This window comes from Bordetella hinzii LMG 13501, assembly GCF_001548475.1.
GTDB classification, from domain to species: domain Bacteria; phylum Pseudomonadota; class Gammaproteobacteria; order Burkholderiales; family Burkholderiaceae_B; genus Bordetella; species Bordetella hinzii.
This window is the reverse complement of the sequence record NZ_LRUJ01000004.1, coordinates 164,369-189,074: the sequence shown is the minus strand read 5'-3', so window position 1 is coordinate 189,074 and position 24,706 is coordinate 164,369. Positions and strand designations below refer to the sequence as shown.

General features: G+C 66.9%; 27 protein-coding genes and 1 pseudogene. 24 read left to right on the top strand and 4 right to left on the bottom strand.

Going from position 1 to position 24,706, the window contains the following annotated elements:
* Positions 1–66: 66 nt before the first annotated feature.
* Positions 67–783, bottom strand: a complete 717-nt coding sequence (locus tag AXA74_RS04625) for a LysR substrate-binding domain-containing protein (RefSeq protein ID WP_230588807.1) — start codon at positions 781–783, stop codon at positions 67–69.
* Between the two features lie 67 nt (positions 784–850).
* On the opposite strand from AXA74_RS04625, the gene hisD reads away from it, so the two are divergent.
* From hisD to AXA74_RS04580, 9 genes are all read left to right on the top strand, one after another.
* Complete coding sequence (gene hisD / locus AXA74_RS04620) at positions 851–2,170, top strand: histidinol dehydrogenase (protein ID WP_029578382.1); 1,320 nt, start codon at positions 851–853, stop codon at positions 2,168–2,170.
* The gene (locus AXA74_RS04615; RefSeq protein ID WP_029578383.1) at positions 2,167–2,934 is read left to right on the top strand and encodes an SDR family NAD(P)-dependent oxidoreductase; all 768 of its coding nucleotides are present in this window, start codon (positions 2,167–2,169) and stop codon (positions 2,932–2,934) included. Before hisD ends, AXA74_RS04615 begins: the two co-directional genes overlap by 4 nt.
* Entirely contained in the window at positions 2,931–3,944 is a 1,014-nt protein-coding gene (locus AXA74_RS04610) for a LacI family DNA-binding transcriptional regulator (protein ID WP_029578384.1), read from the top strand. Before AXA74_RS04615 ends, AXA74_RS04610 begins: the two co-directional genes overlap by 4 nt.
* A 98-nt stretch (positions 3,945–4,042) precedes the next feature.
* Positions 4,043–5,029, top strand: coding sequence for a Bug family tripartite tricarboxylate transporter substrate binding protein (locus AXA74_RS04605; protein ID WP_029578385.1), 987 nt, complete (start codon positions 4,043–4,045; stop codon positions 5,027–5,029).
* A gap of 26 nt (positions 5,030–5,055) precedes the next feature.
* Positions 5,056–5,841 (top strand): HpcH/HpaI aldolase family protein, encoded by a 786-nt coding sequence (locus AXA74_RS04600; RefSeq protein ID WP_032977890.1) that lies wholly within the window; start codon positions 5,056–5,058, stop codon positions 5,839–5,841.
* A gap of 243 nt (positions 5,842–6,084) precedes the next feature.
* The gene (locus AXA74_RS04595) at positions 6,085–7,419 is read left to right on the top strand and encodes an ABC transporter substrate-binding protein (RefSeq protein WP_230588806.1); all 1,335 of its coding nucleotides are present in this window, start codon (positions 6,085–6,087) and stop codon (positions 7,417–7,419) included.
* Positions 7,420–7,429: 10 nt separating this feature from the next.
* Complete coding sequence (locus AXA74_RS04590) at positions 7,430–8,305, top strand: carbohydrate ABC transporter permease (RefSeq protein WP_032955465.1); 876 nt, start codon at positions 7,430–7,432, stop codon at positions 8,303–8,305.
* On the top strand, positions 8,302–9,153 hold the full coding sequence (locus AXA74_RS04585; protein WP_095075217.1) for a carbohydrate ABC transporter permease: 852 nt from the start codon (positions 8,302–8,304) through the stop codon (positions 9,151–9,153). Before AXA74_RS04590 ends, AXA74_RS04585 begins: the two co-directional genes overlap by 4 nt.
* 7 nt (positions 9,154–9,160) lie before the next feature.
* On the top strand, positions 9,161–10,216 hold the full coding sequence (locus tag AXA74_RS04580; RefSeq protein ID WP_029578390.1) for an ABC transporter ATP-binding protein: 1,056 nt from the start codon (positions 9,161–9,163) through the stop codon (positions 10,214–10,216).
* Positions 10,217–10,228: 12 nt separating this feature from the next.
* On the opposite strand, the gene AXA74_RS04575 is transcribed toward AXA74_RS04580, so the two are convergent.
* The gene (locus AXA74_RS04575; RefSeq protein ID WP_032977887.1) at positions 10,229–11,239 is read right to left on the bottom strand and encodes a LacI family DNA-binding transcriptional regulator; all 1,011 of its coding nucleotides are present in this window, start codon (positions 11,237–11,239) and stop codon (positions 10,229–10,231) included.
* Positions 11,240–11,373: 134 nt separating this feature from the next.
* Between AXA74_RS04575 and AXA74_RS04570 the strand changes: the two genes are divergently transcribed.
* Both AXA74_RS04570 and AXA74_RS04565 read left to right on the top strand, forming a co-directional pair.
* Positions 11,374–12,513: a cupin domain-containing protein gene (locus AXA74_RS04570; protein ID WP_029578392.1), complete on the top strand. Its 1,140-nt coding sequence runs from the start codon at positions 11,374–11,376 to the stop codon at positions 12,511–12,513.
* Entirely contained in the window at positions 12,503–13,264 is a 762-nt protein-coding gene (locus tag AXA74_RS04565) for an alpha/beta fold hydrolase (RefSeq protein ID WP_051593809.1), read from the top strand. Before AXA74_RS04570 ends, AXA74_RS04565 begins: the two co-directional genes overlap by 11 nt.
* Positions 13,265–13,311: 47 nt before the next feature.
* Here the strand turns inward: AXA74_RS04565 and AXA74_RS24100 are convergent, their stop codons facing one another.
* A complete protein-coding gene (locus AXA74_RS24100; protein WP_155271624.1) occupies positions 13,312–13,485 on the bottom strand; it encodes a hypothetical protein in 174 nt (57 codons plus the stop codon).
* Between AXA74_RS24100 and AXA74_RS04560 the strand changes: the two are divergent.
* From AXA74_RS04560 to groL, 5 genes and pseudogenes are all read left to right on the top strand, one after another.
* Positions 13,484–13,843, top strand: a pseudogene (locus AXA74_RS04560) (helix-turn-helix domain-containing protein); the annotation flags it as partial. The gene AXA74_RS24100 and the pseudogene AXA74_RS04560 sit on opposite strands and share 2 nt — an antisense overlap.
* A gap of 38 nt (positions 13,844–13,881) precedes the next feature.
* A complete protein-coding gene (locus AXA74_RS04555; RefSeq protein WP_051593907.1) occupies positions 13,882–14,271 on the top strand; it encodes a LysR substrate-binding domain-containing protein in 390 nt (129 codons plus the stop codon).
* An 80-nt stretch (positions 14,272–14,351) separates the two neighbouring features.
* Positions 14,352–14,972 carry a hypothetical protein gene (locus AXA74_RS04550; RefSeq protein WP_029578410.1) on the top strand — a complete coding sequence of 207 codons (621 nt, stop codon included), beginning with the start codon at positions 14,352–14,354 and terminating at the stop codon, positions 14,970–14,972.
* Positions 14,973–15,131: 159 nt separating this feature from the next.
* Positions 15,132–15,449, top strand: a complete 318-nt coding sequence (locus AXA74_RS04545; RefSeq protein WP_029578394.1) for a co-chaperone GroES — start codon at positions 15,132–15,134, stop codon at positions 15,447–15,449.
* A 30-nt stretch (positions 15,450–15,479) separates the two neighbouring features.
* The gene (gene groL, locus AXA74_RS04540; RefSeq protein ID WP_029578395.1) at positions 15,480–17,102 is read left to right on the top strand and encodes a chaperonin GroEL; all 1,623 of its coding nucleotides are present in this window, start codon (positions 15,480–15,482) and stop codon (positions 17,100–17,102) included.
* Between the two features lie 85 nt (positions 17,103–17,187).
* Here groL and AXA74_RS04535 read toward each other — a convergent pair whose 3' ends face one another.
* Positions 17,188–17,718 carry a MarR family winged helix-turn-helix transcriptional regulator gene (locus AXA74_RS04535; protein ID WP_126623662.1) on the bottom strand — a complete coding sequence of 177 codons (531 nt, stop codon included), beginning with the start codon at positions 17,716–17,718 and terminating at the stop codon, positions 17,188–17,190.
* 231 nt (positions 17,719–17,949) lie between these two features.
* Between AXA74_RS04535 and AXA74_RS04530 the strand changes: the two genes are divergently transcribed.
* From AXA74_RS04530 to AXA74_RS04495, 8 genes are read left to right on the top strand one after another with little or no spacing between them, the layout of a single operon-like run.
* Positions 17,950–18,384 carry a RidA family protein gene (locus AXA74_RS04530; RefSeq protein WP_051594312.1) on the top strand — a complete coding sequence of 145 codons (435 nt, stop codon included), beginning with the start codon at positions 17,950–17,952 and terminating at the stop codon, positions 18,382–18,384.
* Positions 18,381–19,304: a 2-aminophenol 1,6-dioxygenase subunit beta gene (gene cnbCb, locus AXA74_RS04525; RefSeq protein ID WP_029578398.1), complete on the top strand. Its 924-nt coding sequence runs from the start codon at positions 18,381–18,383 to the stop codon at positions 19,302–19,304. The genes AXA74_RS04530 and cnbCb overlap by 4 nt, the downstream gene beginning before the upstream one ends.
* A gap of 29 nt (positions 19,305–19,333) precedes the next feature.
* The gene (locus AXA74_RS04520) at positions 19,334–20,146 is read left to right on the top strand and encodes a DODA-type extradiol aromatic ring-opening family dioxygenase (RefSeq protein WP_029578399.1); all 813 of its coding nucleotides are present in this window, start codon (positions 19,334–19,336) and stop codon (positions 20,144–20,146) included.
* Between the two features lie 56 nt (positions 20,147–20,202).
* On the top strand, positions 20,203–21,672 hold the full coding sequence (locus tag AXA74_RS04515; protein WP_032961157.1) for a 2-hydroxymuconic semialdehyde dehydrogenase: 1,470 nt from the start codon (positions 20,203–20,205) through the stop codon (positions 21,670–21,672).
* Positions 21,673–21,679: 7 nt separating this feature from the next.
* The gene (locus AXA74_RS04510; RefSeq protein WP_029578401.1) at positions 21,680–22,117 is read left to right on the top strand and encodes a RidA family protein; all 438 of its coding nucleotides are present in this window, start codon (positions 21,680–21,682) and stop codon (positions 22,115–22,117) included.
* Between the two features lie 14 nt (positions 22,118–22,131).
* Positions 22,132–22,944 carry a 2-keto-4-pentenoate hydratase gene (gene mhpD / locus AXA74_RS04505; protein WP_032977884.1) on the top strand — a complete coding sequence of 271 codons (813 nt, stop codon included), beginning with the start codon at positions 22,132–22,134 and terminating at the stop codon, positions 22,942–22,944.
* Positions 22,941–23,705 (top strand): 2-keto-4-pentenoate hydratase, encoded by a 765-nt coding sequence (locus AXA74_RS04500; RefSeq protein ID WP_029578403.1) that lies wholly within the window; start codon positions 22,941–22,943, stop codon positions 23,703–23,705. The genes mhpD and AXA74_RS04500 overlap by 4 nt, the downstream gene beginning before the upstream one ends.
* 54 nt (positions 23,706–23,759) lie before the next feature.
* Positions 23,760–24,698, top strand: a complete 939-nt coding sequence (locus AXA74_RS04495; RefSeq protein ID WP_029578404.1) for an acetaldehyde dehydrogenase (acetylating) — start codon at positions 23,760–23,762, stop codon at positions 24,696–24,698.
* The last annotated feature ends 8 nt before the right edge of the window (positions 24,699–24,706 follow it).

Genomic DNA, 24,706 nt, shown 5'->3' with positions numbered 1-24,706 from the left:
ATGGCGCGGGATGGACCAGGGCAAGCCCGCGGCTGAAGCCGCCGCGCCGGACATCACGGCATAAGGCTAGGCTGGCGCGGGGGCCGCCCCTACTGTCGCCAGGTGGTCCAGGAGCAAGGACGCCGCCGGCGCCAGGGCGCGCTCGGGGTTGAAGCAGATGGCGAAGTGCCGCACGCTCCAGGGATCGCTCAAGGGCAGGACGCGCAGGCCATGCGCCTGGGCATAGGGCGCGGCGATTTCGAGGGGCGCCACGCTGATCGCCAGGCCGGCGCGCACCACGCGGAAGACCGACTCGAAATTGCTTACCGTGACGCGGTGCCGCAGCACCTTGCCGCTGCGGCTGGCGGCGGCCTGCAATAGCCGCAAGACGGCGCTTGCCGCCGGCATGTTGACGTGCTCGTAGTCCAGCGTTTCGTCGAAGCGCAAGGTGTCACGCTGGGCGAGGGCGTGTCCCGCGGCGGTGATGACCGCCAGCCGGTCGCCGCGGTAGGCGCGGGTGGCCAGTCCGCGGAAGTCGGCCGCGTCCCCGCAGATGCCCAGGCTGGCGACGCCTTCCTTGATCCCGCGCACCACGTCCTGACTGACCCTTTCCTCCAGGTCCACGCGGATATCGCGATGCGGCTCCATCTGCAGGAACGTGGCGATGTCTTCGGCCAGGAATTCGGCCAGGACCGACGCTGTCGCAAGGATGCGCACCTGGCCTCTGACGCCGCTGGCGTAGGCGCCGACGGTGTCTTCCAGTTGCGAGAGCGGTTTCGTCCTAGGGTTTCTCCCTATTTGCATACGTATGCAAGGCTTTGAGAGTGGCGTCACTTTGTTGAAACCACAACGTTTGCAGGGCCAGGAAACCATGATCCGTTATCTGAAGCGCGGCAGGACCGCCGCCGTCAAGACCGACGACGATGCCAAGGTGCGCGCCACCGTCGAGGACATCATCCGCGATATCGAAACGCGCGGCGATGAGGCCGTGCGGGACTACAGCCGCAAGTTCGACAATTGGGACCCGGCGGATTTCCGCCTGTCGCGCGCCGAGATCGAGGCGGCCCGCAAGCAGTTGTCGGCACGCGAAATCGAGGACATCGCCTTCGCCCAGAGCCAAGTCCGCAACTTCGCGCAGATCCAGCGCGATTCGATGCGTGACGTGGAGGTGGAGACCTACCCCGGCGTGATCCTGGGACACAAGCATGTGCCGATGAATGCGGTGGGCTGCTACATCCCCGGCGGCAAGTATCCCTTGCTGGCCTCGGCACACATGAGCGTGCTGACGGCCAAGGTGGCGGGCGTGAAGCGCATCGTGTCGACGGCGCCGCCATACCAGGGCAAGCCGCATCCGGCCATCGTGACCGCCATGGACATGGCGGGCGCGGACGAGATCCTGGTGCTGGGCGGTGTGCAGGCCGTGGTGGCCATGGCGGTGGGCACGCCCAGCGTGGCTCCCGTGGACATGCTGGTGGGCCCGGGGAATATGTTCGTGGCCGAGGCCAAGCGTCAGTTGTACGGCAGGGTGGGCATCGACCTGTTTGCCGGACCCACCGAGACGCTGGTGATCGCCGACGACAGCGTGGATGGTGAATTGTGCGCCGTCGACCTGCTGGGCCAGGCCGAGCACGGCCCCACCTCGCCCGCGGTCCTGCTGACCAACAGCGAGCAATTGGCCCGCGATACGCTGGCCGAGGTCGAGCGCCAATTGTCCATCCTGCCCACGGCGGGCATCGCGGCCAAGGCCTGGGCCGATTGCGGCGAGGTCATCGTCTGCGACAGCCTGGAAGAAATGCTGCGGGTGGCCGATGAACTGGCGTTCGAGCATGTGCAGGTCATGACGCGCGATCCCGACTACTTCCTGGACAACATGACCAACTACGGCGCGCTGTTCCTGGGGCCGCGCACCAACGTCAGCTTCGGCGACAAGGTGATCGGCACCAATCACACGCTGCCCACCAACCGCAACGCCCGCTATACGGGCGGCCTGTGGGTGGGCAAGTTCCTCAAGACCTGCACCTATCAGCGCGTGCTGACGGACGCCGCCAGCGCGACCATGGGCGAGTACTGCTCGCGCCTGTGCCATATGGAAAATTTCTCGGGCCACGGCGAACAGGCCAACATCCGCGTGCGGCGCTATGGCAACCGTCCCGACCTGCCCTGGTACCAGCCGGTGGAGGCGCGGGCATGATCGCGCTGCCCCAAGGGCCGGACTTCCGCCTGCAGGGCCGCCGCGCCCTGGTGACGGGCGGCAGCGGCGGCATCGGTGTGGCGGCGGCCGCCGCGCTGGGGCGGGCCGGCGCGCACGTTACAGTGGCCGCCCGGCGCGAGCCCGAGCTGGCGCAGGTGTGCGAGGCCTTGCGCGCCGCGGGCATCGGCTGTGCGTCGCGGGTGCTGGATGTCACGGATTCCGCCGCGGTGGACCGCCTGGTCCTGGATGACGAGCCTTTTGACGTCCTCGTCAACAATGCCGGCATGAACCGGCCCAAACCCTTGGTCGAACAGTCCGACGACGACATCGATGCCGTGCTGGACCTGAATGTCAAGGCGGCGTTCTATACCAGCCGGGCGGTGGCGCGCCGGCTGCTGAAGGCGGGCCGGCCGGGGTCGATCATCAATGTGTCGTCGCAGATGGGACATGTGGGCAGCCCGCGCCGCACGCTGTATTGCGCCAGCAAGCATGCGCTGGAAGGCATGACCCGCGCCCTGGCATGGGAGCTGGGCGCGGCGGGCATCCGCGTCAATACCGTGTGCCCGACTTTTATCGAAACGCCGATGACGGCCGGCATGCTGGAGGAGCCCGGTTTCCGTGAGTGGATCTGCGCGCGTAATGCGCTGGGCCGCGTCGGCCGGCTCGACGAGGTCATGGGCGCCATCGTGTTCCTGGCCAGCGACGCCTCCAGCCTGATGACCGGCTCCGCGCTGATGCTGGACGCGGGATGGACCGCGGCATGAGGACCGCGCCCCGCGCCCAGGACGTGGCGGATCTGGCGCAGGTGTCGCAGTCGGCGGTGAGCCGCACCTTCACCCCTGGCGCCAGCGTCTCCGAGGAGACGCGGCGCAAGGTGCTGGCGGCCGCGCAGAAGCTGGGCTACCGGCCCAATGCGCTGGCCCGCAGCCTGATCACCCGCCGCAGCCGCATCGTGGCGCTGGTGATGAGCTACCTGGAAAACCAGTTCTATCCGCTGGTGATCGAGCGGCTGTCGCAAAAGCTGCAGAAAGAGGGCTACCACGTGCTGATGTTCATCGCCGAGGTGGACGAGGCGGCCGACGGCGTGCTGGCGGAGATTCTGCAGTACCAGGTGGACGGCATCGTCATGGCCTCCGCCATGCTGTCGCCCAATGTAGCGCGCAGCTGCGCCGAGGTCGGCGTGCCCGTGGTGCAGTTCAACCGGGTGTCCATCCTGGGCGGGCTCGCGCGCCACGCGAGCAGCTCGGTGACGTCCGACAATTATGCGGGCGGGCAATTGGTGGCGCGTCTGCTGGCGGCGCGCGGCTACCGGCGCTTTGGCTACCTGGCCGGGCTGGAGGATTCTTCCACCAGCATCGAACGCGAACGCGGCTACCGCGATGCCTTGCATGAACTTGGCCATGAGGTGGCCTGCCGCGAAGTGGGGCATTACAACTTCGACTTGGCGCAGGCCGCGACACGGCGGATGTTTGCCGGCGCGCCGCCGGACGCGCTGTTTGCCGGCAATGACCACATGGCCATCGCGGCCCTGGATGTGTTGCGCCAGGAGCTGGGCCTGCGCGTGCCGCAGGATGTGGCCGTGGTGGGTTTTGACGACGTCCCGCAGGCCGCCTGGGGCGCTTATCGCCTGACCACGGTGCGCCAGCAGGTCGAACCCATGGTGGACGCCACGGTAGGCCTGTTGCGTGAACAGATGCAGGCAGAACTGCGGCCGCGCGACATCATCGTGCCCTGCGCCCTGGTCGAGCGCGCGACCGTGCGCCCGGCATCCTGAGGGCCCGGACTTCCTATCAGTTGACCCGCTTATTTTCCTACGAACCCTCCCAACAAAGCGCGCACAGACCGCGCTCATTGATTTCAGGAGACAAACGCATGCGCAGCATCTTCGTACGCACCCTGGCCGCCGCCGCGGCGATCGGGTTGAGCGTCAGTTTGGCCCACGCCCAAAGTGGCGCGCCGGCCTGGCCAAGCAAGAATATCCGGTACATCGTGCCGTTCTCGCCGGGCGGCGTGTCCGACGGCGTGGCGCGCCTGATGGCCGAGCAGTTGAGCGCGCGCCTTGGACAATCCGTCGTCGTGGAAAACAAACCTGGGGTCTCCGGCATCGTGGGGACGCAGCTGGTGGCGCGCGCCGAACCCGATGGCTACACCCTTGTCGGCGGCACCATCACCACGCATGCCGTCAATCCGTTTTTCATCAAGTCGCTGGGCTACGACCCGGTCAAGGACTTCACGCCCATCGGGCTGGTAGGCATGGTCAGCAACGCGCTGGTGGTGCGGGCCGATAGTCCCTTCAATACCGTGCAGCAGGTGATCGACGCCGCGCGCGCCGATCCGGACGGCCTGACCTACGGCACGGCCGGGGCGGGAACGTCGCAGCATCTGTCGGGCCAGCTCTTTCAGTCCATCTCGCACACGCGCCTGCGCCAGATCGTCTACAAAGGCGGTTCGCAGGCAATGGTGGACTTGATCGGCGGGCAGATCGACATGGTGTTCGAGACCGTTGCCGCCGCGCGGCCGATGATCGATTCCAAGCGTGTCAAGGTGCTGGGGGTCACGGCCGCCAAGCCGCTGGCGGACCTGCCCGGCGTCAGGCCGCTGGCCGAGCTGGGCCTGCCGGGCTTTGAGATGCAGTCCTGGCAGGGCATTTTCGCGCCGGCCGGCACGCCGGCGCCAGTGGTGGAGCGCCTCGGGCGCGAGATCGCGGCCATCGTCAACAGTCCCGATGTGCGCGCCAAACTGCTGATGCTGGGCGTCGCGCCCGACGGCCGAAGTTCGGCGGAATTCTCGGCATTCCAACGCAGCGAAATCGAAAAATGGGGCAAGGTGATCACGGACGCCGGTATCCAGGCCGACTGATCCCATCCCGATCCCTGGAGACTTGCATGAGCGATTCCCGTTTTCCCCTGGACGGCCGTCTGCCGGATATGCTGCGCAGCGGCAAGCCCTTGCGCGGCGTGTTCAACGGCTTGCCCAGCCCGGCCATTGTCGAGATGTGCGCGTATGCCGGCTTCGATTTCATCATTCTCGACAATGAGCACGGCAGCGCCGATCTGGGCATGACCGAACATATGCTGCGCGCGGCGCGGGCCGCGGGCATCGTGCCGGTGGTGCGCTGCTTCGAGCATGACCTGCCGCGCATCCTGGACATGGGCGCGAGCGCCGTGCAGGTGCCGATGGTCGAAAGCGCCGAGCAGGCGCGGCGGCTGGCCGGAATGATCCGCTACCCGCCGCTGGGGCGCCGCGGTAGCGCCTTCAGCACCCGCGCCGCGGGCTATGGCGCCTTCGGCGGGGCCGGCCACACCCAACGCAGCAATGAGGGCATCGGCTTCATCGCCATGATCGAAACACCGGAAGCCATCGCGGCCGCCGGGGAGATCGCGGCGGTGGACGGCGTGGACGCGGTGTTCATCGGCCCCAATGACCTGGCGCATGCGATGGGGCACGGCAGCGACTGGAACGCCGCGCCCGTGCAGCGCGCCATCGAACAGGGCCTGCGTGCGGTCGCCGCGGCGGGCAAGTGCGCCGGCATCATCGCGCTGACGCCCCAGGACGAGGAAAAATACGGCGCGATGGGGGCCCGTTACTTCGCCAACGTGTCGACCAGCATCATCACGCGCGCGCTGGCACAGGCGGCGTCGGCCGGACGCGATGCGCCCTTGCGGTATTGAAGCGGCCGCCCCCGGCGGCGCCGTCGCGTCCCGGGGAGCGCCTGGCGCGTTCCTTGGCGACGCGCGCGGGGCTGGCGCCATGATGCGACGCTAGGGTTATCTCCAATTTGCGTAACGCTGCAAGGGGCAGACAGTTCAGACGCATAAAAAGGCTTTCCGCGCCACCCGGCGTCTTTTTTTGGAAGTGCAGTGCATTCGAATGCATCACGCCGGCCACACCAGGACGGCGTGGAGGAGACAAGGATGAAAAGAAGGCAATTCCTGCAGACCGCGGGCCTCTATGCGGGACTGGGCGGTCTGTCCTTGCCGTCATGGGCGAACGCCCAGATCGACGGCCTGAAACCGGGCAAGCCCTACGCCGGCACGCGCCTATCGCTGATGCTGCCGCCCGCCTCGCAATTCCGCGCCCAGGAGAAATACCTGCCGCAGTTCGAGCAAGCCACCGGCATCAAAGTGGCCTACCAGTATGTGCCCTATGGCCAATTGCTGGAGAAGATCACGACCGAGGCGGTGGGCGGCGGTTCGGCCTACGACATGTTCGCCTACCAGGACAGCTGGCTGGCCGCGCTGGCCAACTACCTGCAACCCCTGGACAGCCAATTAAAGGCCGATGGCGTGGACATGAAGCGCTATCCGGAGGTCTATCGCCAAGCCTGCCGCATCAACGACGCGACCTATGGGCTGCCCGTGCGGGCCCATCCGCAACTGCTGTTCTATCGCAAGGACCTCTACGGAGAGGCCGGCGTGGCGCCTCCCGCCACCTGGGACGCGCTGCTGTCGGCGGCCGCGGCCGTGCAGCAGCGCAGCGGCGTGCCCGGTGTCGTCATGGACTACGTCAAGGGCAGCGGCTTTCAAAACCTGTGGTTGTGGTTCAACTGTCTGTGGGGCCATGGGTCGGACGTGCTGGACGCCGACCAGCGTCCGCTTTTCAACAATGCCGCCGGCGTGGCGGCGACCCAGGCCTATGTGGACTTGCTGCTCAAGCACCGCATCGCCAACCCGGGATCCAGCCAGTTCGATGAGTACGACATGGTCAATGCCATGGCGCAGGGCAATGGGGCGACCATGATGGTGTGGTGGTGGACGTATGCCGTGTTGACAGGCGACCGTTCCCGGCTGAAGCCCGAGCAGGTCGGGTTCGCGCCGATGTTGCGCGTGGGCAGTCCGGCATCGCCCACTGTCGCCATTGTGATGCCTTTCGGCATCGCCCGGCAGTCCAGGCATGCGCAGGCGGCTTGGGAATTCCTGAAGTGGGTGTCGAGTCCCGCGCTCGAAAAGGCCATCGTCTGCGACAAGAGCGATCCGCAGACAACTGATATCGTCGCCACCCAGACCGCCACCTACCAGGACGAGGAGGTCAATCGCATCAATCACGGCCTGCATCGCGTTGCGCTGCAAAGCCTGGCGGGCGCGCGCACGGTGCCGCAGATGGCGATGTGGCCCCAGGTGGGGACGGTGCTGGAGAGCACGATCTCGGAGATCGTCTCGACCGGCAAGCCGGTGAAGGCGGCCCTGGACGAGGCGGCGGCGCAGGTCGAGCGCAGCGTGCGCCGCTCGGGCGGCCGCCGCCGCGGCTGAAGGAGGGCGCATGAAAGACCGCCATTTGAAGTACCTCCTGCTGGCGCCGGCCGTGCTGGTGTGCGCCGTCACGCTCTTCTTTCCGCTGGTCCAGTCGCTCGTCTATTCGACGCAGGACTGGAACCTGGCGCGCGCCCCGGGGCCGGAGGGTTTCGTCGGCTGGACCAATTACGCGGACCTGATCTGGCATGACCCTGAGTTCCTGGGCAGCGCATGGGTAACGCTGGTCTTCACGGTGCCGTCGGTGGCGCTCACCATCGGCCTGGCGATGGGCATGGCCATGCTGCTGGCCGGCGACGGCCGGCTCCAGATCAACGCCCGCACCCTGCTGGTGATTCCCTTCGCCATGTCGCCCGCGCTGGTGGGCATCTCCTGGCGCTTCATGCTGAACCCGGAATTCGGCGCTGTCGACGCTCTGCTCAAGGCCCTGCTGCCGGGATGGTCGGGGGCGCCCGTGCTGGCGGACCCGGTGTGGGCGATGGTCGCGCTGATCGCGGTGGACGTCTGGCATTGGGCGCCGTACTTTATGTTGACCTTCGTGGGCGCGCTGGCGGCGTTGCCGCAGGACACGCTGGATGCCGCGCAAGTCGACGGGGCAGGCGGCCCGCGCATCTTCTTCGAGATCGTGCTGCCGCAGCTCAAGCCGGTATTGGCCATCGCGGTGCTCCTCAAGACCATCTTCTCTCTCAAGATGCTCGACCAGGTCGTCACCATGACGGCGGGCGGGCCCGGGACGGCCACCGATACCCTGCCGCACATGGTCTACAGCACCGCGTTCCGCTTCTATGACATCGGCTATGCGTCCGCCATGGCATGGCTGCTGGCCGTGGTCATGATGGCGCTGGCCTTTCTCTATTCTCGTTTCGCCATGGGGCGCACCACATGATGAGCAAAACCCTGGCCGTGGGCGCGCAGGCGCGCAGCCGCGGCGTTCGCATGCCTTGGCGCAAGATCGCCATCTGGATGGCGACCGCGCTCTGGATCGCTCCCGTACTCTGGATCGTCGCGACGGCATTCAAGCCCCGCGCCGAGGTCTACACGCTGGCAATCCTGTTCAGGCCCACGCTGGACAGCGTGATCTCGGCCTTCGGTTCTCCTTACCTGCTGGGCGCGCGGCTGCTCAATAGCGTGCTGGTGACGGCCGGCACGCTGGCCATGGCGATTCCCGTCTCCACGCTGGCGGCCTATGCCTTTTCGCGCTTCCGCTTTCCGGGCGGGCAGGCCGGCCCCTTGCTGCTGCTGGCCACGCAGTTCCTGCCGCCCGTCATTATCGTGATTCCGCTGTTCGTGGTGTTCCGCCACCTGGACATGCTGGATACGCGATGGGCCTTGATGATCGCCAACCTGTCCTTCGTGGTGCCGTATGCCACCTGGATGATCAAGGGATTTTTCGACGGGTTGCCGCCCGATATGGAAGAAGCCGCCCAGATCGACGGCGCCTCCCGGCTGCGCGCCATGTGGGACGTGGTGGTGCCCGTGGCCTTGCCGGGCATTGCCACCGCCGCCATCTTCTGCTTCGTGGTTTCCTGGAATGAGTTCTTCTACGCCTTGGTGCTGACGCGCGAACAGGCCGTGACGCTGCCGGTGGCGCTGATGAGCGCGCGCACCGAACAGGGCGACGCCTGGGATGTGATGGCCAGCATGGGGCTGTTCATCATTGCGCCGATGCTGCTGATTTCGCGCTTCGTGCAACGCTATTTTGTCCGCGGCCTGACGGCAGGCGCGATACGGTGAGGAAAACATGGCATCCGTGAAACTGATCGACGTGGAAAAGCGGTGGGGCGACGTGGTGGGCGTGGCGCGCCAGTGCCTGGATATCGCGGACGGCGAATTCGTCGTCTTCCTGGGGCCCTCGGGTTGCGGCAAGACCACCACGATGCGCATGGTCGCCGGCCTGGAGGCGCCCAGCGCCGGCGAGATCTGGATCGGCGGGCGCGACGTGACCGATGCGCTGCCCAAGGACCGGGACGTGGCCATGGTGTTCCAGAACTACGGGCTCTATCCGCATATGACCGTGGCCGAGAATATCGCCTATCCGCTGAAAGTCCGCGGCCTGGGGCGCGCCGAGCGCGCCGCGCGCGCGGGCGAGGTGGCCGAGAAGGTGGAGCTGTCGCATCTGCTGGACCGGCGGCCCCGCGATCTCTCCGGGGGGCAGCGCCAGCGCGTCGCGCTGGCCCGCGCCATCGTGCGCAAACCGCAGGTCTTCCTGATGGACGAGCCGCTGTCCAATCTGGACGCGAAGTTGCGGGTCTCCATGCGCGCGGAGATCCGGCGCCTGCAGAGCGAGCTGCGCATCACCACCATTTACGTCACGCACGACCAGGTCGAGGCCATGACGCTGGGCGACCGCGTCGTGGTGATGCGCGGCGGCGTGATACAGCAGGTGGGAACGCCCAGCGAGGTCTACAACCGTCCCGCCAACCTGTTCGTGGCCGGCTTTGTGGGATCGCCGCCGATGAACTTGCTGCCGGCGCGCGGGCACGACGGCGCGCTGGACGTCTGCGGACACCGGGTGGCGGGCCTGGCCGCGGCGCACGGCCGCGAATTGGTGCTGGGAGCGCGGCCGGAGGATATCGCCTTGACCGCCGCCGGCGACGGCGACCTGGATGCCGCGGTCTATTTGTCGGAACTGACCGGGGACGCGGTGCTTGTCACGCTGGAAATCGGATCGGTGCGTTTTTGCGTGCGCGGCGACCGGCACCTGCGCCTGGACATCGGGCAAAGAGTGGGGGTGACGCTGCCGCGCGCGCATTGCCACCTGTTCGACGCCCGGACCGAAGCCCGCATCGAGCCCTGAGCCATGGAGACGTCAAAGCGCCGACTCGCGCACCACTCGTTCGCCGGGATACCGCTCGATGAGCGCGGCTCGGCCGGGCTGCTGCCGTCGCGCCAGCAGCAGCTCCACGGCGCGGCGCGCCATGGTTTCGATCGGCTGGCGGATGGTCGTGATCCGGTAGGGCGGGCGGGCGCCTTCCGGCACGTCGTCGAAGCCGGCCACCATCAGGCGGCCCGGAACGGGCCAGCCCAGTTGATGGCGGCAGGCGTCGATGACGCCCATAGCCATCTGGTCATTGGCGCAGAACACCGCGTCGGGCGGAGCGCCTTCGCGCATAGCATCCAGGAAGACGGCGCGCGCCTGGTCGTAGGAGAACCCTCCATCCAGGACCCGGGGCGCGGGCCGCCCCGCGGCGCGCAAGCCGGCCTGAAAACCCTTGATGCGCTCGCGGCCCACGGGCGAAGACGCGGGCCCGCTCAGGCAGAGGAAATCCCGGCCGCCGGCGGCCGCCATGTCGCGGGCCAATTGGCGCGCCGCCGCGCCATGATCCGTGGAGACGCTGTCAGCATGGGGGGAACCGGACTGCCGGTTGAAGAACAGCACCGGCACGCCGCGGGCCGCCAGGTTTTCGATATCGGCCGGCTGCATGGACGCGCAGGCGATCAGTCCGTCCAGCGGATAGCCGCCCAGGCCACGCAGCGCCTCCTGGACACCCGAGTCGTCATCGACGGGCAGCAGGATCATATGCTGCCCGGCCAGGGCGAGCTCGTCGCCCAGCGTATAGAGCAGGCTCGGCGTGCCGTGCAGGGTGTAGCGGGTCACCAGGACGCCTATCACGTTCGAGCGCCGCGTAATGAGCGAGCGCGCCAGCGAATTAGGCGTGTAGCCGAGCCGCTGGGCCACCGTGAGCACGTGCTTGCGCGTCTCTTCCGAGATGTTGCTGCCGGCCTGGAAGCAGCGCGACACCGTGGATTGCGCGACGCCGGCGGCGATGGCGACGTCGTAGGAGGTGGCGCGCGGGCGGGGAGATTTCGGTATGGGCATGGCGGTGTCCGTGGCTTGCGGCGCGGATATTTGTTTTGCCGGTATTGCATTCGAATGCACGAGCACTATACCGCAGCGTGCAGCACACATTGGTCAATGAGCGGCGCCAGGTCATGCCGCATGGAGGAAATGCAATGAAAGAAGTCGTATTGCAAGCGGCGCAGGCCGAGCGCCGGGCGGTGCCCCGAAGCGCCATGGTCGCCTGCAAGCTTGCCTTCATCGATTGCAAGCTGCCCGGTTCCGACCAGAAGGAAAACTACTCGATCATCGGCGCCGGTGTCACGCAATCGAAGGACCAGGTGGTCAATTTGACCGAGCCGCACGGCTTCAGCGTGGGCGCCGCGGCGATGCCGCCCGGCGTGACGAACAACCTGCACCTGCACTTCACGGCGGAAGTCTTCCTGATCCACAGCGGGCGCTGGCGGTTCCGGTGGGGCGTGGGAGAGCAGGCCGGCGAGATAGAAGGCGGGCCGGGCGACGTCCTGAGCATCCCCACCTGGATATTCCGCGGGTTTTCCAATGTGGGCGAGGACAAGGGCTGGATTTTCACGGCGCTGGGCGGAGACGACACGGGCGGCATCATCTGGCATCCCGACGTGCTCAAGGCGGCGGCGGGATACGGGCTATATCTGGGGCAGGACAACAGCCTGATCGAAGGCGCGCCGGGCCGGCCGCCGGAGGGGCCGCTGGTCGAACCCTTATCTCAGGCGGACCTGGATGCCTTGCCCCGGTACGACGCGCGGGCCATGCGCGCGCGGCTGCAGCGCGGCGCGGACCTGGACTGGTCCTCGCATGCCTTGCTGGGCGCCTCGCCGGGATGCGAACTGGCGCCGGTGATCGGCCATGGCTTGAGCGAGGATGCGCGGCAACGGGCGCCCATGCTGGATGTCCATGGTTTCTCGGTGGATTGGCTGCGCCTGGGCAAGGGGGCATCCACGGGGCGCCATCTTCTGCATGGCAAGCTCGTCCTGCTGGTGTTCGAAGGCGCGGTCGACATCATCCTGAACAAGCCGGACCAGGCCGTCGCGATCCGTGTCGAGGCGCAGGGTGTCTATTCCCTGCCGGCGGAGGTATGGCGCGAGATCCGGCAGGCCGGAGACCGCCCCGCGCTGCTGTCGCTGGTGGCCAGCGGCGACGCCCGCAAGCGGCTGGTGTGGGACGCCGGCGCGCTGCGGCAGGCGGAGGAGCGCGGCGTCACGCTGGATCCTGGCGGCTACCTGAGCGAACGGCGGTTGTTGCCGCTTACCGCCCATGGAGTGGGATTTGCCGACTGATCGCGATAGCGGCCTGCCCCTGGTGCTGTTGCCAGGCACGCTGTGCGACGAGACGCTATGGTCGTCCACGCTCGCGCGCGATGCCGTGCTGGCGGCGCGCGCGCGGCCGTGGCCGCTCGCCGGCCGCAGCGTCGCCCAGGCCTGCGAGCAGCTGGCGGCCCGGCTGCCACGGCGCTTCGCCTTGGCTGGCTTCTCGCTGGGAGCCATCGTGGCGCTGGCGCTGGCGCGCCGCATGCCGGACCGCGTGGCGGGTCTTTGCCTCATCGCGGGCAATGGGCGCGGCCTGCCGCCCGGCCAGGCGCCGGCGCGGCGCGAAACGCTGCGCCTGGCCGGCGAGCTCGGGCTGGGTGATTATGTCCGCGCGCATCTATGGCCGCGCTATGTGGCGCGCGCCGCCCTGGGCGACACACCCCTGCGCGAGCACATTGTCGCCATGGCGGAACGGGCGGGCCTGCAACGCTATGCGGACCAGATCGAGATCGCGATCCACCGCCGCGACAGCTTGCCGGCCTTGCCCGGCTTGCGGCTGCCGGCGCTGGTCGTGGGCGGCGCCCAAGACGCCATCAATCCGCCGGCCCTGCAGCGCGAATTGGCCGAAGGGATCCCGGGCTGCCAGTTGCTGATAGTGCCGGACGCCGGCCATTTCGTGCCGCTGGAGACGCCGGACAAGCTGGCCGCGGCGATGACGGGCTGGCTGCGTCGCTGCGATGGCGCGAGGCAAGACCCATCCAACGCTCAAGACCCGGCCTGACGGCCACCGCCGCTTTCGACGGCAACCGTGGCGGCAGGCAGGGCAGGCTAGGGCGCCGGCAAGGGCGCGCGCAGCAGGCATCCGGTGGCCGATCCGGTCATCACCACCGAGCCGCCATCAGTCGTGACCGCGATGTTGGTCACGGTCTGGCCGCCAGGGCTGCGCGGGAAGTGGCTGACATTGCCCCGGGCGTCTAAAAGATGGAATGCAGGAGCCCCCATGCCGCGTAAAGCCGCTACGGAATCGCCGGTCGACCGCGATGCCGCCGAGGGCGGCGTCGCCGCGGTGGACCGGGCCTTGAGCCTGATGCCGGTATTCGGGGAAAGGGATTCGGCGCTGTCGCTGGTCGAGCTGACCGAACGCACCCAGCTGTACAAGAGCACCGTGCTGCGCTTGCTGGCTTCGCTGGCGCATGCCGGATGGGTCCAGCGCCTGGATGACGGCCGCTATGCGCTGGGACCGGAGGTGGCGCGCCTGCACGGCCTGTACGCGGCGTCTTTTTTGCTGGAGTGCATCGTGATGCCGGTGCTGTGCGACCTGGTCGCGGCCACCGGCGAGAGCGCCGCCTACCATGTGCAGTCAATGCCCATGACCTGGATGGAGAGCCCTTTGTTTCATTGACGCAGGGCGATGGCACCCGGGCGGCGGTCGATGCCGCTTTCGAGCCGGATCGCCGCAAGCTCATCCTGGATACGCCCTACGCAGCCACCATCTGCCGCATGGTGGCGATGGGATCGGGGGTAAGCGTGATCAACCCGCTGGTGATGCGGCATTTGAAGATTCCGGGCGTGGTCAGCCTGCCGTTTGCGCCGGCGGTCGTCTTCTCCCGCTACCTCCTGGCGGCGCAACAGCAGGCCTCATCGAACTTGACCGCCGCATTCCTGGACTGTCTTCGCGGCGAGCAAGGCCGCCTGCAGCTTGCGGCTTCAATCGTTCCGCTGCCCCGACAATTTCCGCCAGCATCGCGCGGGGGCGGGCCCGCACCGCGTTGGAGCCCCCCGGCTTGAGCGGCCGCATCCGACACGATAAATTTAGAGCAACGATATGCCTGACGCAGCCTGGGCTGCAACGTCGTTGGAGTCAGCGAATGGATATCCTTGAGACCATCACTTCGCACACCGCCGCGCTGCGGCTGCCGCTTTATGCCGTCAGCCTGAGCGCGACGCAAAAGGCGGATACGCCGATCATGCTGATCCTGCATTGGCATGGATTCCACCGCAATGAGGCCGCCGCCGGGGCCTTGCGCTCCGTGGCCGGTTCCGCCATGCAGATCAATCAACGCTGGGACGACTATGCCGTCATCGACCGCGCAATGCTGGAGGCGGCATGGCGGCTGGGCGCCTGGGACGTGGAGCGTGTGGCGCGGCCCGCATGGTGGCGCCTCAATGCGCCGGTGTCCGAAGCGCTGGCCTGCCGCAGGGCGTTCGCGGATTATTCAGATGTCCGGCAAGCGGGCGAGGCTGTCGTCGTCGAGGCGCCGGATCAGCAAGCACTGCTTGAACTGGCCGCCCGGCGGGGCTATGTGCGGTGGCTGTTCCGGCCTCGCAAGGGCGGGCTGTGGAGCCAAACAGAGGGCGACGACGGCACCCTGGATGCCGACGGCGGGCGCTCCGCGCCCTGTCCCGTCCCGCTGCAACCCGAGGGACGGGAACTGCGGCGCAAGGTCGTGTACCGCTTGGGGCGCGGAAGAGATTTTTTGATTCGTTAAGTTGCATTTTGAATCATTGTCCCCCTCTTGAAGCGGTTGGCGGACGCCCATAGTTTTTTCGCGCACCCTTCCCGGGCTGTACGGCGAGGCCGCCGCGTCCTGTCGCGGCAGCGCGCCGGCATTCACTTTTTGATGATCAAGACTTTAGGAGATTGAGTCATGAAGATCCGTCCCCTTTACGACCGGATTATCGTCAAGCGAATCGAACAGCAACGCAAGACAGCTTCCGGCATCGTCATCCCGGACTCGGCCGCGGAAAAGCCGGAACAAGGCGAGGTCCTGGCGGTGGGCCAGGGCAAGCGTCACGCAGACGGTTCGCTGCAACCGCTGGAGCTTGCCGTGGGCGACCAGGTGCTTTTCGGCAAGTATGCCGGCCAGACCGTGAAGGTCGATGGCGAGGAACTGCTCGTCATGCGCGAAGAGGATGTCCTCGCCGTGCTCACTTCGCAAGACGCTCAATTGAAGAAGGCGGCCTGATGCCGCCCGCCAATGATCGAGGAGCAAGCAATGAGTGCGAAAGACGTCAAGTTTCATGACAGTGCCCGCAGCCGCGTGGTCAAGGGCGTGAATATCCTGGCCGATGCCGTGAAGGTGACGCTGGGGCCGAAGGGGCGCAATGTGCTGCTTGAGCGCAGCTTCGGCGCGCCCGTCATCACCAAGGATGGTGTCTCGGTCGCCAAGGAGATTGAACTGAAGGACAAGTTCGAGAACATGGGCGCGCAGATCGTGAAGCAGGTGGCATCGAAGACCGCCGACGTTGCCGGCGACGGCACGACCACCGCCACGGTGCTGGCGCAGGCGGTCGTCCAAGAGGGTATGAAGCATGTGGCCGCCGGCATGAACCCCATGGACCTCAAGCGTGGCATCGACCAGGCCGTGGCCGGTGTCGTGGAGGCGCTGCGCAAGATGTCCAAGCCCATCTCCACCCGCAAGGAGACGGCGCAGGTCGCCGCGCTGTCGGCCAATGCCGATGAGGCGATCGGCAAGATCATTGCCGATGCGATGGACAAGGTCGGCCGCGAAGGGGTGATCACGGTCGAGGACGGCAAGTCGCTGGACAACGAGCTGGATATCGTCGAAGGCATGCAGTTCGATCGCGGCTATCTGAGCCCTTATTTCATCACCGATCCCGAGAAGCAGGTGGCCCAGCTCGATGATCCGCTGGTCCTGCTGTATGACAAGAAGATCTCGAATGTCCGCGAGCTGCTGCCGGTGCTCGAAAGCGCCGCCAAGGCGGGCAAGCCGCTGCTCATCATTGCCGAGGATGTGGAAGGCGAGGCGCTGGCCACCCTGGTGGTCAACGCCATGCGCGGTGTGCTGAAAGTCACGGCGGTCAAGGCGCCCGGCTTCGGCGACCGCCGCAAGGCCATGCTGGAGGACATCGCGACCCTGACCGGCGCCACTGTGATCTCGGAAGAAACCGGCAAGCAGCTGGACAAGGCCACCCTGGAGGACCTCGGCAGCGCCAAACGGATCGATGTCCGCAAGGAAGAGACCATCATCATCGGCGGCGGCGGCAAGCAGGAGGCCATCGACGCCCGCGTCAAGTCGATCCGCAAGCAGATCGACGAGGCAAGCAGCGACTACGACCGGGAAAAGCTGCAGGAGCGTGTGGCCAAGCTGGCGGGCGGCGTCGCCGTCATCCGCGTGGGCGCGGCGACCGAAGTTGAGATGAAAGAGAAGAAGGACCGTGTCGAGGATGCGCTGCACGCCACCCGCGCGGCGGTCGAGGAAGGCATCGTCCCGGGCGGCGGCGTGGCGCTGCTGCGGGCCCGCGCGGCGATCCAGGAGATGAAGGGCGCCAATGCCGATCAGGATGCCGGCATCCGCATCATCCTGCGGGCGCTGGAGGCGCCGCTACGCGCCATCGTCGCCAATGCCGGCGAAGAGCCGTCGGTGGTGGTGGCAAAGGTGATGGAGGCCAAAGGCAACTATGGCTACAACGCCGCCACCGGCGAATACGGCGATCTGGTCGATATCGGTGTCGTCGATCCGACGAAGGTCACCCGGACCGCGCTGCAGAATGCGGCCTCGATCGCGGGTCTGATCCTGACCACCGCCGCCACCATCGCGCAAGTTCCGGAAGAGACCAAGCCGCAGCCTGCCGCGGCTGAAGCGATGGACTTCTGACGCCGGCGAGCCGGCCGTGGTCCTGGGCATCGCGCCGCCGGCGCGATGCTTTTTTTTACCTCCGGCATGCCGGCCGGGGGATGTGTCAGTCGGCATGGGGCCGCTGCGTCTCGCCGCGGTCGTCGGCGATCAGGCGCAGGCATTTCACGAAGAGCCCCCGGTATTCCTCGGGCAGGCGGGCCAGCAGCTCGTCCTCGACCGCGACGTCGCGCGGCATGATGCGCGACAGCAGCGCCACGCCGGCCGGCGCCACATAGAGCTGGTAGGCGCGCGCGTCCGTCGGCGATGGCCGGCGCTCGATCAGGCCGCCGTGATGCATGCGCTTGACCATCTCGGCGACGGTGTTGCGGTCCATGGCCAGGCGTTCGGCCAGGGAGTTCTGGCTCAGTCCCGGATCTTGATAGAGCAGGATCAGGGCCGCCTTTTGCCTGGGCGTGACGCTTTCGCCGGAGAAGGTGTTGGCGAAGATTTCCTCGGCCTTGAAATGGGCGCGCCGCAGCAGATGGGACGGCACGTCTTCGAGCCGGAAATTCTGCAATAAGGCGTGCACTTCCGGGGCGAGCTTCGCGGGCGAGGCAGGCGGACGTTCGGGGCGGGCTGAACGGGTACGGGGCATCGTGCTGAGCTTGTTCCTTGGGCTAGTGGGCATATTACGCTGGGATCCAGCATTGTTACAATAGCATGTGTACGTACATAGTGCTAGCCTGAGAGAAGCCCAGAAAAAACATAGGGAAACCATATAAAGGGTAAATACCATGTTTCATGGCCGGCTCCCTTGCCATAAGATAGTACGCATACGTCTTATATGACGGTTGCGTAGGCGCTCGTGGCGCAGGAGGGTCGAGAGATGAATGCTCCAGGCAGGCCGCCGGCCGCACAGGCCGGCTTGCGCCGCATCGAGCGGTCCGCCGCGCTGCCCGCGCCGCGCTTCCTTTATTCGCCGGCCGTCCAGGCCGGTTCCGATGTCTATATCTCGGGCCTGGTGGGCCTGGACCCCGCTTCGGGCAGGCTGGCCGAAGGCGGGGCCGGGGAGCAGACGCGGCGCATTTTCCTGAATCTTCGCGCGCTGTGCGAGGAGCAAGGATGGCCGGTCGAGCGCATCGTGGTGGCCCGGGTCTATTGCGCCGGCCGCGAGGCCGCCGACGGCATGAACCAGGCCTGGGGCGAGTTTTTCCGGGAGATCCCGCCGCCTGCGAGAACCTTCTCCGTCGTCGAGTCCCTCCCGCTGGGGGCCGCGGTGGAAATCGAGTTTCAGCTGTCCATTCAAGGAGATTCGCCATGAGCGAAGGAATGATTGTCGCTGGTTTCCTGGCCCCCCATCCGCCGCACCTGGTGTATGGCGAAAACCCGCCGCAGAACGAGCCGCGCTCGGAAGGCGGCTGGGAGCCGCTGCGCTGGGCCTATGCGCAGGCCCGCGAGAGTATCGAGCGCCTGCGGCCGGACGTGCTGTTGGTCCATTCGCCGCATTGGATCACCCAGGTGGGACATCATTTCCTGGGGGTGCCGCGGCTCACGGGCCGCTCGGTCGACCCCATTTTCCCCAACCTCTTCCGCTATGACTTCGGCATGGATGTCGATGTCGAGCTGGCCGAGGCTTGCTGCGAGGAGGCCGCCAAGGCCGGCCTGGTCAGCAAGATGATGCGCAATCCGAAGTTCCGGCCGGACTACGGCACGATCACCACACTGCACATGATCCGCCCGCAGTGGGACATCCCGGTGGTGGGGATCTCGGCCAACAACACGCCTTACTACCTCAACACCAAGGAAGGCCTGGGCGAGATGGACGTGCTGGGCCGCGCCACGCGCGAGGCCATCCGCAAGACGGGGCGCCGCGCCGTGCTCCTGGCCAGCAACACCTTGTCCCATTGGCATTTCCATGAAGAGCCGGAGCTTCCCGAGGACATGACCAAGGAGCATCCGGAGCGTTACGACGGCTACAAGTGGGATGTGCGCATGATCGACCTGATGCGCCAGGGCCGCATGAAGGAGACGTTCCAGCTGTTGCCGCAATTCATTGACGAAGCCTTCGCCGAGGTGAAATCCGGCGCCTTTACCTGGATGCACGCGGCGATGGGCTATCCCGAACTGGCGGGCAAGCTGCATGGCTATGGGACCGTCATCGGCACGGGTAATGCGGTGATCGAATGGGACCTCCAGCAAGCGGGGCTTTCAAGCCTGCAGCCGGCGGGCCAGGGCGCCTGACGGCGCGCCAAAAGAAAAGGGGAAATCACATGACCATCGTATCGGCGTTTCTTGTTCCCGGCAGCCCGCTGCCGCAGCTGCGGCCCGACATCGCGCCCTGGGGCCGTCTTCGCGAGGCCCTGGGCAAAGCGGGGAAGTCGCTGGCGGCGTCCCGGCCGGATTGCGTGCTGGTTTATTCCACGCAGTGGTTCGCGGTGCTGGACCAGCTCTGGATCACGAGGCCGCGCAGCACGGGCCTGCACGTCGACGAAAACTGGCACGAGTTCGGCGAGCAGCCCTTCGATATCCGCTCCGAGTCGGCCCTGGCGCAGCGCTGCGTCGAGGCCTGCAACCGCGCCGGCATCAAGGCGCGCGGCGTGGACTATGACCAGTTTCCGATCGATACCGGCACCATCACCGCCACCACGCTGATGGGCTTCGGGACGCCGGCGCTGCCTGTCGTGGCCGCCGCCAACAATCTTTACCACAGCGGCGGGCAGACCGAACAGCTGGGCGCGCTTGCCGCCTCCGCCTTGCAGGACAAGCGCGTGGCCGTGGTCGGCATCGGCGGCCTGTCCAACAATATGTTCCGCGAAAACATCGACCTGCACGAAGACCGCTTCTTGTCAGAGAGCGATGACACGTGGAACCGCAAGCTGCTCGGCCTCATGGAAAGCGGCGATCGGCAGGCCCTGCGCGCCATGCTGCCCGAATATGCCGAGCAGGCGCGTCCGGACATGGGCCTGAAGCACTTTCATTGGCTGCTCGGCGCGATGGGCGAAGGCTATCGGCAGGCCGTCGTGCATGAGTATGCCCCGCTATACGGCAGCGCCGGCGCTGTCGTGGAGTTCCAGCTCCAGTAGCGCGTATCCGCAGGGCTTGCGCAGCGGGCCCGTATTTGCCCCAAGGAGCATTCGTGTTGAAGCAGTACAGAAATTTCATCAATGGGCGCTTCGTCGAAAGCGGGAAACGGTTTGCCGGCGTCAATCCGGCAACCGGCTTGCGCTTCGCCGAGGTGCATGAGGCCACCGAGTCCATGGTCGACGAGGCCGTCGCCGCCGGTCACCAGGCCGTGCGCGGCTGGGGCGCCGCCTCGGTCGCAGACCGGGCCGATATGCTCTATCGCATCGCCGACGAGATCGACCGGCGCGCGGAGGATTTCCTGGAGGCGGAAGTCAGCGATACCGGCAAGCCGGTGTCGCTGGCCTCCAAGCTGGACATCCCGCGCGGCGCGGCGAATTTCCGCATCTTCGCCGACATCCTGAAGACGGCCCCGCTGGAGACGTTTCGCACGGAGCTGGCCGATGGCGCCCATGCCATCAACTACGCCGTGCGCAAGCCGCTGGGTGTGGTCGGCATTATTTCGCCTTGGAATCTGCCCCTGTTGCTGTTTAGCTGGAAGGTCGCGCCCGCGCTGGCCTGCGGCAACGCCGTGGTGGCCAAGCCGTCGGAGGAGACGCCCGGCACCGCGACGCTGCTGGCCGAGGTGATGCAGTCGGTAGGCCTGCCCCAAGGGGTGTTTAATCTGGTGCATGGCTTCGGCCCGAACTCGGCTGGCGAGTTCATCACCAAGCACCCGGACATCAGCGCGATCACCTTCACGGGGGAGTCCAAGACGGGCACGGCCATCATGCAGGCCGCCGCGGCCGGCGTGAAGCCAGTGTCCTTCGAGCTGGGCGGCAAGAACGCCGCCATCATCTTCGCCGACTGCGATTTCGAGAAGACCGTCGAGGGCATGGCGCGCGCGGCTTTCCTGAACAGCGGCCAGGTCTGCCTGTGCTCCGAGCGCATTTTCGTCGAACGGCCTATCTACGATCGCTTCGTGGCCGCCCTGGCCGAGCGCGCGAAGCGCATCAGGCTGGGGGATCCCACCGATCCGTCGACGGAAATGGGGCCGCTGATCTCGGCGGCGCACCGCGACAAGGTGCTGAGCTACTACGCCCTGGCGCGCGAAGAGGGCGCCCAATTCATCGTCGGCGGCGGCACGCCGCGTGTTGGCGGCGCCCTAGAGGGCGGCTTCTGGGTCGAACCCACGCTGATCGCCGGGCTGGCCGATGACGCCCGTTGCGTGTCCGAGGAGATCTTCGGCCCCATCGGCCATATCACGCCCTTTGATTCGGAGGCCGAAGTCATCCGGCGCGCCAATGCCACGCCCTATGGGCTGGCCGCGACGATCTGGACCAGCAATGTCAACAAGGCGCACCGCGTCGCCCAGTCCATGAACGTCGGCGTCGCCTGGGTCAATGCCTGGTTCCTGCGCGATCTGCGCACGCCTTTCGGCGGCAGCGGCCTGTCCGGGATCGGCCGGGAGGGCGGCCTGCACTCGCTGAACTTTTATTCCGAACTCACCAACGTCTGCATCCACGTCGATGCGGCACCCAATGACTGAGCAAGCCATGGAAAAGAACACGGTTTCATCGGCTGTCGTCCAGGGACGGGCGCAGCCGCGCGGCAGGTTTCCGCATGTCAAGCGGGCCGGCGATTTTCTCTTTGTCTCGGGTACCAGTTCGCGCCGCGCCGACAACAGCTTCGCGGGGGCCGAGGCCGACGCCATGGGTGTGCTCGACGCCGACATCCGGGCCCAGACACGCGCGGTCATCGAGAACATCAAGGCGATTCTGGAGAGTGTCGGCGCCGGTTTGAAGGACCTGGTCGAGGTGTCCGCCTATCTGGTCGATATGGGCGATTTCAAGGGCTACAACGAAGTCTACGCCGAGTATTTCGACTACGACGGCCCGGCCCGGACCACCGTGGCCGTGCACCAGCTGCCGCATCCGATGCTGCGCATCGAGATCAAGGCGGTGGCCTACAAGCCGCTTTCTCCCAACGCATAAAGAAGGGTTCCATCGTGACACCACAACAACGAGACGCAGCGGCCGATGCGCTCTATCGCGCTTCGCAGACCGGCCAGCCCATCGCGCCCTTGCGCGACCGCTTCCCGGGCATCTCCGTGGACGACGCCTACGCCGTGCAGGCCATCAACATCGCCCGCCAGGTCGGGCAGGGCCGCCGGATTGTGGGCCGGAAGATAGGCCTTACATCGGCAGCCGTGCAGCGCCAGCTGGGCGTGGACGAGCCGGATTTCGGCACGCTGCTGGACGATATGTCTTTCGGCGATGGACAAGCCATCCCGATGTCCCGCCTGCACCAGCCCAAGATCGAGGCCGAGATCGGCTTTGTCCTGGGCCGCGACCTGGATATGGCGCAGCCCGCCCACCACGAGGTGCTGCGGGCCGTGGATTATGTGATCCCCGCGCTGGAAGTCGTGGGCAGCCGCATCGCGGACTGGAATATCAAGCTGGCCGATACCGTGGCCGACAACGCCTCTTGCGGGGTGTATGTGCTGGGCTCCACGCCGGTCAGCCCGCGCGGGCTGGACCTGGGCCTGACGGGCATGTCCTTGTCGCGCCGCGGGGAGCCGGTGTCCACCGGCGCGGGCGCGGCTTGCCTGGGCCATCCGCTGAACGCCGTGGTGTGGCTGGCGCGGACCATGTCGCGCCTGGGCCAGCCCTTGCGCGCCGGCGAACTCATCCTGTCCGGCGCGCTGGGGCCCATGGTCGCGGTCCAGGCCGGCGATGTGTTCGAGTGTCACATCAATGGCCTGGGCAGCGTGCGCGCCGAATTCGAATCCACAGGAAAAGCGACGGGAGCCTCGGCATGAGCGCGCACGAAGAAATCATCACCCGCCTGGACGACGCCGCCCGCTACGCGCGCGAGACGCCGCAGTTCGACACCGGCAACCGGCTCAGCCTGCCGGAAGCCTATGAGATCCAGCGCGCCTCCATCGCGCGCCGTCTGGCCAGGGGCGAGCGCCGCGTGGGGCTGAAGATGGGCTTCACCAGCCGGGCGAAGATGGTCCAGATGGGGCTGTCCGACGTTATCTGGGGCCGGCTGACCGACGCGATGCAGCTGGAGGAGGGCTCCATCGTGCAGCGGTCCCGGTTCGTGCATCCCCGCATCGAGCCGGAACTGGCCTTTCTCTTGAAAAAGCCGCTGGCGGGCAAGGTCACGGGCGCGCAGGCATTGGCCGCGGTCGAGGCCATCGCGCCGGCGCTCGAGTTGATCGACTCCCGCTACCAGGACTTCAAGTTCACCTTGCCCGAGGTCATCGCGGACAATGCGTCGTCCAGTGGTTTCGTGGTGGGAGGCTGGCATGCGCCCACGACGGATTTCAGCAATCTGGGCCTGGTCATGAGCATCGACGGCCGCGCCGTGCAGGTGGGTTCGACGGCGGCGCTGTTGGGCGATCCCCTGCGCTCGCTGGTGGCCGCCGCGCGGGTTTCGGCGGAAGCGGGCGAGCCGCTGGAGGCCGGCTGGATCGTCCTGGCCGGCGGCGCGACACCCGCGGAGTGGATTCATCCCGGCCAGCACATCTCGATGCGCATGCAGGGACTGGGCAGCGTCGGCTTCCAGCTGGCCTGACCGTGGCAACGGCCGCGCGCAGGGCCGCGCGCGGCGGCAACGCATGGAGTTTTCATGACCCGGAAATTCAAGGCTGCCATCATCGGCAGCGGCAACATCGGCACCGACCTGATGATCAAGATCATGCGGCACGGCCGGCATATCGAGATCGCCGCCATGGCGGGCATCGACCCTGCCTCGGATGGGCTGGCGCGCGCCGGCCGCCTGGGGGTGGCCACCACGCATGAAGGGGCGCGGGGCCTGGCGAGCTTGCCCGTCTTCGAGGACATCGACTTTGTATTCGATGCCACCAGCGCGGGCGCGCACGTCCAGAACGACGCGCTGCTGCGCGAGCGCAAGCCCGGCATCCGCCTCATTGACCTGACGCCCGCGGCCATCGGTCCTTATTGCGTCCCGGTGGTCAACGGCGCGCAGCACCTCGATGCGCTGAACGTCAATATGGTGACCTGCGGCGGGCAGGCGACCATTCCCATGGTCGCCGCGGTATCGCGGGTGGCGAAGGTGCACTACGGCGAAATCGTGGCCTCCATCGCCAGCAAAAGCGCCGGGCCCGGAACCCGCGCCAACATCGACGAGTTCACCGAGACGACGTCCAAGGCCATCGAGGCGGTGGGCGGGGCGTCCAAGGGCAAGGCCATCATCGTGCTCAACCCGGCCGAGCCGCCGCTGATCATGCGCGACACCGTGTATACCCTCAGTGATCCGGCCGACGAGGCCGCCATCGCCGAGTCGGTCGCGCGGATGGCGGCCGAAGTCCAGGGCTATGTGCCCGGTTATCGCCTCAAGCAAGCGGTGCAGTTCGACCGCGTGGAGGACCTCAAGCTGCCGGGGGTGGGACGCCTGAGCGGCCTGAAGACCAGCATATTCCTCGAGGTGGAGGGCGCGGCGCATTACCTGCCCGCCTATGCCGGCAACCTCGACATCATGACCAGCGCGGGCCTGCGCACGGCGGAACAGATGGCCGCCCGCATGGCGGCCACCGTCGCGGCCTGACTGCGGAG